The 10,134-nt window shown below is 55.5% G+C and carries 7 protein-coding genes; 6 read left to right on the forward strand and 1 reads right to left on the reverse strand.

Translation table 11 applies throughout. From position 1 onward, the window contains the following. Positions 1 to 101: 101 nt before the first annotated feature. Entirely contained in the window at positions 102 to 3,554 is a 3,453-nt protein-coding gene (locus USDA257_RS32705; RefSeq protein ID WP_144051999.1) for a hypothetical protein, read from the forward strand. A gap of 191 nt (positions 3,555 to 3,745) precedes the next feature. On the opposite strand, the gene USDA257_RS32710 is transcribed toward USDA257_RS32705, so the two are convergent. After that, a complete protein-coding gene (locus USDA257_RS32710; protein WP_014857765.1) occupies positions 3,746 to 4,216 on the reverse strand; it encodes a hypothetical protein in 471 nt (156 codons plus the stop codon). Positions 4,217 to 4,476: 260 nt separating this feature from the next. Here USDA257_RS32710 and USDA257_RS37320 point away from each other — a divergent pair, with 260 nt between their 5' ends. The 5 genes from USDA257_RS37320 to USDA257_RS32725 all read left to right on the forward strand — a co-directional run bounded on the left by USDA257_RS37320 (position 4,477) and on the right by USDA257_RS32725 (position 9,803). Continuing rightward, complete coding sequence (locus tag USDA257_RS37320; RefSeq protein ID WP_014857766.1) at positions 4,477 to 4,629, forward strand: hypothetical protein; 153 nt, start codon at positions 4,477 to 4,479, stop codon at positions 4,627 to 4,629. A gap of 140 nt (positions 4,630 to 4,769) precedes the next feature. Continuing rightward, positions 4,770 to 5,963, forward strand: coding sequence for a radical SAM/SPASM domain-containing protein (locus USDA257_RS32715; RefSeq protein ID WP_015633602.1), 1,194 nt, complete (start codon positions 4,770 to 4,772; stop codon positions 5,961 to 5,963). 42 nt (positions 5,964 to 6,005) lie between these two features. Continuing rightward, on the forward strand, positions 6,006 to 6,911 hold the full coding sequence (locus USDA257_RS32720; protein ID WP_219731943.1) for an agmatinase family protein: 906 nt from the start codon (positions 6,006 to 6,008) through the stop codon (positions 6,909 to 6,911). A gap of 30 nt (positions 6,912 to 6,941) precedes the next feature. Beyond that, positions 6,942 to 8,546 carry a hypothetical protein gene (locus USDA257_RS35265; protein ID WP_014857769.1) on the forward strand — a complete coding sequence of 535 codons (1,605 nt, stop codon included), beginning with the start codon at positions 6,942 to 6,944 and terminating at the stop codon, positions 8,544 to 8,546. Positions 8,547 to 8,564: 18 nt separating this feature from the next. Further along, the gene (locus USDA257_RS32725) at positions 8,565 to 9,803 is read left to right on the forward strand and encodes an ATP-grasp domain-containing protein (protein ID WP_014857770.1); all 1,239 of its coding nucleotides are present in this window, start codon (positions 8,565 to 8,567) and stop codon (positions 9,801 to 9,803) included. The last annotated feature ends 331 nt before the right edge of the window (positions 9,804 to 10,134 follow it).

Genomic DNA, 10,134 nt, shown 5'->3' on the forward strand with positions numbered 1-10,134 from the left:
CAAACCCTTCACGTGGGAACGAGGGCCAGTCATGGCACGAAGTCGCGACGTTGGACTGCGCGATAGTCCTCGGTTCTGCTGGTGCCGGCAAGACGCGAGAGTTGCTGGAATTGGCAAAGGAGCTACGTTCCGCTGGCACCCCTGCCTTCGTCTTTAGGATTGAGGCACTTTGCCGCCTGTCCGCGGAGGATTCGTTCTCACCGCACGACGAAGCATCTCCGACGGCCTTCGCGAGGTGGAAGGTGAAACGCGGCCCGGCAGTCGCCCTTCTTGATGCACTTGACGAAGCGCGCTTGCCTGATGCTCGCAATACCAGCGCTTTGGCGGATGCTTTGGCGCGTCTCTCACGCGAGGTAGGTTCCGCAGGAAAGGAACTGAGGGTTATCATCAGCTCTAGGGCCAGCGAGTGGCAGGGTGATGGCGATCTGCGGGCGATCGAGACGGCAATCAAGGGCTTTCGCGTCTCGGATCCGAGTCAAGAGGCACAGATTAAAGTAAAGACGCTTCGCCTGCTACCTCTTCGCAAGCCTGATGTGAGGAAAATCGCCAAGCACCGTGGCGTAGATCCCGACCAGTTCGCGGCAGCAATCGACAGAGCTAAAGCCGCCAATCTCGTGTCGCAGCCACTGGACGTGCAGCTTCTCCTCGATCTGTGGTTAGAAGCAGTTGGGGAGGGCAAGGAGCCGCCCAGCATCTTTTCGTCAAGGCTGCAGGTATACGAAGATATCGTCAGATTCAGACTGAGGACCGAGAGCGGACAGGAGCGTCGATCGAACCTTGACCCCCTGCTGGGACGGCAGGCATGTGAAAAGCTTGCCGCGATCTCCGTCCTATCGGACGTTCAGGATTTTACGTCCGAGCCGGACAAACCGATGGCGATCCACGCGCTCTCGGCATTATCGAGCGACGCCGATCGCTGGACGGAGATGGATGTGCGCCAGCTTCTTTCGTATGGGTTGTTTCAGCCGTCCATTTCCGGACGAGTGAGGTTTGCCCATCGGGAGTTGCGTGACTACCTCGCTGCTTGCTTTTTCCGCCGGGCGATCGGCCAAAATGCCGGATCGCTCGACGTAGTTAAGCCTCTCCTTGCAGAAGGCTTGGGATGTACCGAAGTCCCTCAATCGACCGAGCACGTCTTGGGATGGTTGGCGACGATCGATCCGATCGCGAGGAGGATTGTGACCAGGATCCGACCGTCGCTTCTTATTGAGACCGGCGATCCGACACGGCTCACGGTTGACGAGAAGTCACGTGCCATTGCTGCACACGTCGCTGCATACCGGGAGCGGCTTTATCGAGGCGAATGGTTTTACCAGGAGGATGTGCGGGAGTTTGTTACTCCCGATCTGGCACCGGCAATCGGAGAGCAGCTAGCGATCGCAACTTCACCTGAGGTCCGTGAGTTACTCGTCGAGATGATCAGATTTGGCCAGATGACGTCAATGGCCGCGGACCTGCGGACAATCGCCTGCGATCAGACCGAAGGTCTTCGCGTCAGGGCGGAGGCTTGTCTTGCACTGGCGGATTTGAACGATTTTTCATTTGCCCATGATGTACTTGCGGCTGCGCTTCTGTCGACCGCTCCCAAGCACGAGGATACGCAAAGCGCGCCGTCGTGGAACTTGTTCGTGGCCAGTGCTGTGCGATACGTCGTGCCCGCCGGTGTTTCTCTCCTGGATGCAATCGCTCTCGTGGATCGCTTCCGCCGGGAAGCCAAAAATTATGCATCAGCCACCGCAATGTTGCTGGAGGGGCTGGTTGCCGAACTATCATTGGATCAATTGGGGAACTGGCTTCAGATTTTCCTTCGGTTCGCGCGCGCTCCGCGAAAGAGTGACCGGGATATGATGCCGACGATCCAGCCGAGGTTCAGGATGCTTGGCGCCCCCATTTGCCAGGCATTGGACAGGCTGCTGCAGCACGGTGGCGAAGTGTTGCCAAAGGCGGTACGGCTCGAAGCACTCGAATTTGTCTTCGGTCTTAACGGAAGGCAGAGCTATTCGCTGCGCGAGACCAGCTTCGACAAGCTCGCGACGACCATCCGTCCGTTGAACGACCTGAAGATCGACCTAATCTTGATGCGCCTCGCTTTGTTCGAAAATATGCAGAGTGAATGGTACGTGGCGCGCCAGGCAGTCGGCCCGCTCAAGATCGATCGAAGCGATAAGGCAGTCGAGGTATTCAATTCGAAAGATATCGAGCGCCTTGGCGCCCTCATGGCCGAGGAGCAGACTGAAAGGGATCGGGATCTGTATTTCACCTGCGCCCAATTCGTGTTTGACGAGATCCGGGACGCTGAAGAACGCAAACACGCAAACGCCATTCTTAGAAACCTTGCGCGGACCCATGGCAGCAGCGAGTTAAAGCGCGCCTATGGCCACCTAGCGCCGATAAGACGGCTGAAGCATCAGTTTCGTCATAAGGACTGGTACCAGATCAAACACAGGTTTCACGCTAGTGTCGATTCAGTGATCGATGCATGCTGGAAGCTCCGTAACGGAGCAACGTTTCTCAGGGATTTCCGTGGTTTGTCCCAGGGGCGCAGACCTGGTTATCTGGCTTGGGCGGTAAACAAGAGTCCAAATGACCTTGGTCCAGCAGTCATAGAACGCATGCGCGAGCGCCATGGCCAGCTGATTGCGGGATTGTTCGCCTCCGGCTTCAAAAGGTACTGGCGAGAAAACGGGATTACCTACCCCGCACAAAGCGACTATCAGGCCATGATCGGATTGACCGGCCTTGCCCTGCAATCGCTGAGCGAACTGGCGAACCTGTCCGATGACTTGATAGAACGGGCCTTCACCTACGGCTTTTCTAACATGAACGGCTTTCCGGACTGGATGCCGGCTCTTATCACGTTGAAGCCCGGAATTTTCGTGACCGTGGCGACGACCGTTCTCACGCAGGACATTACCTCGAGCAGTGAAGAGAAGTTTTCCTCGGACGGGTTCAGTCGCATAGCCTATTCCACCTCTGCAATCCGTGAGCTTACAGCGGCACCACTGTTCCAACTGCTTCAAACCGCAGGGATCCCCGAGAATCGTCGCGACTTGGAAATGGCTCTCACGATAATTGCCCGGAGTCATGCGGTCTCGGCCTCACAACTATCACCGATTCTCCGCCAGCAATTCGCAGCCCATGTGATAGAGTTTAGGTTCGCCGAAGCGTGGCTCTGGCTTGATGCCTTGTTCGCTATTGATTCGGCAGCTGCCTGGTCTACATGGATCGCGACCTTCGGAGCACTATGGAGCCCGTCCAGCGCAAGCCTGTTCAAGCGCTACATGGGGCGCGAAGAGTTGTCCAACTCACGTGCCGAAGAGCGCGCCGAGGAGCGGGACGCACTTGATGCCGATGCTCAAACACTGTGTCATCTCATCAAGGCCGCTTATCTTGTTTGGCCACCAAGCAATGACCCCGTCCATGAAGACGCCTACTCGCCCGGCATTGACGACAAGGCGACATCCAGACGCGGCTACTATCTAAACGGGCTGGCGGCGCTTGGTAACGAGGATGCGTTGCAAGCCCTCGATAGGTGTAGCCGCTTGCCAACATAACGGCTCGTGCTCGCCAACATCGGCATTTTCTGCTCAGATTATCTGACAATGGAGAACGTGCCCTGCTCACGCTCTTTGCCAACGTGCTCGCCAACATCCGAGGCTGCTCGCAAACGACGGCCACGTGCTCAGATTAATTGCCAGCGAGAGCGTGGGTCAAGCCGGCACGCCTGCCTGACGCAGTTGCTCGGTCAAGGCCGAGTTGATCGACGATGGCGCCACGGGCTGCGAGGCCATTTGGATAAGCGGTCTCTATTGCGGGTTCCGGAAAACGGTGTCCGCCATACGCTCAGCCCAGCCGCAGTCGAGGGCAGCGAAGGCAATGGGCGATCCCCGCCGGTGACCGCGGCGCGGGGGAGCCCAAGCTGGTCTGCCAACCGCACCACCTTGTCGAGCCGCTCTTCGGTCCGGCTCTTCTGGTATTTGCGATAGCGAAAGAGGGGAACCGCCCCGCGCGAAGGCTGGAACGGCCCGAGGCGCTTGCCCTCATGCTCGACGAACAGTTCCAGATCGAACAGGCCCCAGAGCAAGGTCACCGTCTCGCCGGCAAGTTCGGGCTCGACCTCATAGGATGCGCCTTCGACCGAAACGGTTGCGTCTCCAGCGACCGTCCGTCGTTCCGGCTCGCGCGCAAAGGCGCAGAACCGCTCCCACGAGCACATGGCTCGCACCCCGTCAGGCGGAAGGTTTCCGCCTATAAGTTTGTAACCCCCCAAAAAAAAAGGAAGTGCTACCCAAAACTAAGCGCAGTAACAGCGTATACCCGTCAAATTTGAGGATTGCAATTTTTCCTACATTTGGTGCTTATTTTTTAGCGTGGTTGGCGAGTTGGCTTCTTGCCGGCATATACGGTGGGTGATGCCGCGCAATTGGATGCCTATCACGATCTTTGATTGCAACACTCTAACCAGGAGGAATTTCCATGAGCGATCTAAAGTATGGCAAAGGCGACGAGGCCGAGGCCCTCAAGCTAGCAATTAGGGAACTTAGCGAGGCCCAGAAGATTGTCCATACCGCGCTGATTTCTGAGAAACTTGAGAAGGTCTCCAAGCTGCTCGCCACCGTACAGGTTTAGAGTTGGTTCAAGTATTGGGTCCTTGCAGATTGTGTCGAGGACCCATGCATTCACGGCATCTCCACACGAGTTGGCGCAGGCTCTCGCCGGGTAGTCGAGGCGATTTGTGACGCTATGTCTTTTCAAAACGGGGGGAAATGATGTCCATTGGTAAAGCGAGCACGGCTTACGCTGATCTACCTCATATTGTTGCTGCGCGAGAGCGCATCGAGAACCTTTGGGCTGCCGGCACTGACTATTCCAAGGACATCGTTGACGACGCACGTTCCAATAATCGTATGTTGCACCTCGACCTGGACTTGACCGGCGAGTGCAAGCTCAATTGCTTTTATTGCGACCGGACGCCCGATAGATACAATTCCGTACCCAACCGTGTTGAACTGACAACTGCGGAGCGCCTCGATTTGATCGAGCAGGCCCGCAACCTCGGTGCCACCACTGTCGAATTTCCCGGTGCTGGTGAACCTATGATCGATGTGGGATTTTGGGACATAATTGCTGGTGTTCATGGTCATGGGATGACGCCCGTCATATTCACGAGCGGCTACCATCTTGACCGTTCGGCAGCTGACCGGCTTTTTCAGCTCGGGGCCACTGTTTTTATCAAGCACAACTCAAGCGATACGCATATCCAAGATAAAATGGTTGGCTTGGCCGGCTATGCCGAGAAAGCCAACGCAGGCCTTCATTACCTTCTCGAAAAGGGCTTCAACCAATCGATACCAACGCGTGTAGCAGTTGATATGGTTGTAACGCCACAGTTTAACGAGTCGAAAGATTTCGAAGAGGTCGTCGAACTCCATCGGTGGTGCCGAATCAATAATGTGCACAACTATATTGTGACCCTTATACCGGAAGGCCGCGCCGATAGGGCTGCCATGATTTTAGAGCGCGAGCGCTCTAACAATATGCTCGAGGCTGTACGCAAGGTAGACGAGCAAGAGTTCGGCTTAACCTATAAACCCTCACGCCCAATGTCAGGCGGCTACCGCTGTAGACAAGTCAACGTCGGGCTATTCGTGAATTTATTTGGCGAGGTTTACGACTGCAACGGCCTTGGCCGTTTCTTGGGGCACGTTCGCTGCGACAGCTTGGAAACAATCTGGAACTCAAAGTTTGCCAGACATGTTCGTACCCCGGTTCAAGATGGATTTTGCCTGCTGCGGGAACGTGTTTGGGACTCAGTACAGTCATCTGGGATGGAGCGTAAACTTCACCTTTATCGTCGATTCGAGGGCAGGCACGGAGCGGACGAAGTGGTGGAGCGTGGCCTGCATGCCATGCATCAGGGTGAGGAAACCCCGACCGTCGTTCCCAGCGCGGGGTCCGTCTAAGTGCAAGTTACATCTTCTGTACCAATCGTAAACGATCCGACTGTGCGGTGGATCCGGGATTGTTGGGTTACCGCGCAGAGCGCCCCACACGATTCTCCAGCTTTTGGATTCGTTAGCGTGCCGTTCGACTTTGCGGTCAGTCATCGCCCTGGTTGTCGTTTCGGTCCCGAGAAAATTCTTTCGGCACTCAATACGTTAAGCGCATATTGCGTCGACAAGCGGGTGTCGTTGGACAAGACGTCCTTCGTAGAGTGTGGATCGGTCGATGCGCTGCACTCTCTCGAGCAGTCATACTCAAACATTCGAGCTGCCATTGCCGCACTGCCGCGCAGATTATTGCCAATAGTCTTGGGTGGTGACCACTCTATTACCGACCCAGCGATACGGGGTGTTCGTGATAGGCTTTCTGGGGCGCCAATGGGGCTGATTGTTTTTGACGCCCATTTCGATTCGCGCGAACCAATACCAGGCAAGGAGCATTCCGGGCATTGGATGCGGACGCTGTCGGACGTGATTGACTATCGCAAGGTTGTCCAGATGGGAATCAACGCTGCGATTTATTCAGAGGCATACATGCGCGAGGCCGAAGCAGCCGGGGTCCTGGTGATGACACCTTACGACATACGTCGAGTAGGTTGGACTGTCGCTCTGAGAACCGCAATCGAGCATGGGACCGCTGATGGGGCCGGAGTATACATCTCCGTCGACATTGATGGCATCGACCAGGCCTATGCGCCGGGTACGAGCGTTCCCAATTGCGGTGGTCTTCTTGCCCATGAGGTTTTGGATGCGGTGTTCGAGATCGCGGTTAACGCACCAACGCTCGCTCTCGACATCACTGAAGTGAGTCCGCCTTTGGACCGAGATGATATGACCTCGCGACTTGCAGCGCAGATCATCATGAACTTCATGGCGGGTGTTGTCCGACAAACATCAAGTGGGACCTAGTTTCGCTTCAACAATCATTTGAGGTTTCAAATGGAAGAGGATATCGTGTTGGTGGCGCCAAATTGCGGCGCGTTCGCCAAGCGCCAATTTCCAAGCCGGAGATTAATCGCAATTCTAGATGAGGCGCAACTTGACGCTTTCTTGGCTTCATGTCGGGCATCGTCGCTCACCTTCTGTGGCACCTGGCGGCAACTCACCGTGCGCGTTTCTCGCGCCTTGGCGCAGTGGGCGATACAAGAGCCGGAACGAGGCTGCGGTTTCTCCCTCGCCACCAATGTATCACCCCAAATGCGCCCGCGCAGGCCATTAGATGGCAATCGAGTCTACGAGATTATCGACGGGTTTCCTGCGACCGAACATAATGCGGCGGGAAGGCAGGTCATTGATTCGAATTTCGTTATTGGACGTCTATTGGACCCAAACCTACCCGCACCATCAGGCGTTGTGATAACAGGCCACGGTAGCGAATATTGCATACGGCTCGATTCAAGGTGGTTCAGCACATTCAATACGGCTTTTCTTACTGACCCCATCATCCTTCCATCTTTCAAGTTGGGAGACGTGATTTTTCTGAATTGCTGCTCATCTCTAAAACTGGGCGATTCATGTGTTCCCGAATCGTATTCGCTGGCGGCACTTCTCTTCAGTCTCGGCTCTGCGGTGATAGGCAGCTTCCGCAACTTGCATACTTCGCCGCATTACGCGGCGGTTTTTGCACAAGCACTTCTACAAGGAAATAGTCTTGGTGAGATCGTAAACCGTCTCAATGCTGAGTCGAATCGCTTCGAAAGAGGAGTGGCATTTCAATTGCTTGGCGATCCCCTCCATCGCTTGAGCCCTGTCAATATACGGCCTTCGATCGGTCCTCTGCAATCGAGGCCGCCGCAACTGCCTTTGCCTTCTTCCTTAAGGCGTGCGCTCGAGGACAATCTTGGGCTCGAACTTTTAAGCGCTGCTCTGACGCGCTGGATACCGGAAAGTTCCGCCCTAGCTGAAATTCACGCGAACGTCAAAGACCTAACAGAATCTGCCGGAAGTACGGATCATGCTTGGCACATCACGGGGCTTGGTGAGGAAGAAGTAGCGCAGCTCGGTCAATTTTTCGAACATCAACGACACGCTCTGCAGCTTGCATTAATCACAGCTCTCGCTCAATCTATCCAGACGACTGGATGGATCCAGACGCGCTACGCAACCTTCTGTCGCAGATTATCCCCTACCACCCACACCTGCGCGCGATGCGGAGGTGTTTCTAACTGGACACGTTATGAGCCGTTCGCCTCATACTTGCCTACGGTCCATCGCGAAGAATGCGACCATTGTGGCACCACGCAGGAACGGATCGGCGATGGACCGCAGTTGACCATTTTGACTGTCCAACCCGAAGCTTCGTCCGTCGCGATTTCGATACCCACTCCCCCGCAGAGGTCGCAGGGGCTTCTGCTGTTTCATCGCATGCCAAGCTTCGCCCCGATACCTTGGCCGCAAAATGGCGGGAAAGTTCATATCCCCTATACGGCACTGAGTTTCCTCGGCCGGTTAACGCTCGTCGCTGCGGTCCTTTCTCCCAAATGTCTAGCGCTGCAGTACCACACCTTCTTTGTTTGCCCTGATTTACCACACGAAATGGTGTAATAGGCATCAGCAGTCACCATGAAGCGCGAGATCATATTCGTTGAAGCGAGCACCACGGGAGCTGGTAGTCGGGCACAGCAATTGGCCCATGCCGAAGGCCTCAATGTGACACTGCTCACGCGGGACAGAGGCCGTTACGGTGCGGACGTATTGTCCTCTGCAGATAATATTTTCTTCTGTGACACCAACAAGCATGCCGAAGTGGTCAGGATCGTGCGTCAAAGAGGTCTAAATTCCTCTATAGCAGCTGTTACGACCACGGCCGACATGTATGTTCCCCAGGCTGCACTTGCTGCGCAGGAAATGTCCCTCCCTGGTCTAGGCTATGAGGCTGCACTTCGCGCAAGAAACAAACACCTGATGCGACTGGCATTGGCAGAGCGTGCCCCCGAGCACAATGTTCCATTTTTTCTGGCACTTAACCCAGACGAGGCCGTGGCGGCGGCGCAGCAACTGAATTACCCTTTGGTTGTCAAACCCCAAGAAGAGAACGACGGGGTTGGGGTTAGGCTTATTCACAACGAGAGCCAACTCACAGACTATATGGCGACCGCGCGAAGCTTCACGCGCAACTCCGCGGGCCAAGGTTCACCTCCAGGGATCTTAATGGAAGCATATATTGCTGGAACAGAGTTTAGTGTCGAGACGATCCAGTTTTGTGCGGGACCCTGCCAAGTCATAGGAGTGACTACCAAAGAGATGACTGGGCTCAAACGCAACCATTTCATCGAGGCGGGCCATAGCTTTCCCTATGTTGGGCCCGAAGCTGCCGCTCTGGCCGCAGCTACGTGCCGCGTTCTCAACGCCCTCGATATCTGCCATGGAGCTGTGCATACCGAATGTCGCGTGGATGGCGAAGATATCAGGATTATGGAGATCAATCCGCGACTTGCGGGAGGAAAGATCGGCAGCCACCTCATCGAGATGGCAACTGGATTAAGTGCGGTGCAGGCAGTGCTGGATGCTGCACTTGGCAAAACTCTCGAATGGCGTTGTGCCGAGAGCAAGGGGGCGGCCATTCATTTCATCTGGACGGAACGCCCCGGGATTTTTCGTGGGATTAAAAACACTGCGCAATTGCTGGCCATGCCGGGAATTGTATCGGTCGCGCCAATCGCGAAGTTTGGCGCACATGTGCGACCTCCCACCAGTAATGGTGACCACGTTGCGGAAATTCTAGCTGTGGGACAAACAGCCACAACGGCTAACGCACGTGCGAAAGCCGCGCACGCAAGTGCGCGCCTGATTTTGGACTAAAGGCGTGAGCCGTAAATCTGTTGTTGTATGTCGGTTGCGTGATTCATATGTGGACGCCCCCTATGGCAAGGGCTTTTTGTCGGGTGGTTTGATCGGTTGCTTTCATATGTCCGGCCTGTTTGTGCGGTATGAAGTTTGACCGCTGGCCCTGATGGAAATCCGCCGATGAGGACCCTGATCAAGCTGGCGCGCGTTTGAAGCGCATTGAATCAGACGGGTTGGCCTCACCATTGGCTCGATCGTTACACATCATCGACTGCCGTTACCAATCCCGGTTCTCTGGGATTGAACTCAGGCGATCATTTCATGGGCCCGATAGGCTTCCTTGCGG

The organism is Sinorhizobium fredii USDA 257 (genome assembly GCF_000265205.3).
Lineage (GTDB): Bacteria > Pseudomonadota > Alphaproteobacteria > Rhizobiales > Rhizobiaceae > Sinorhizobium > Sinorhizobium fredii_B.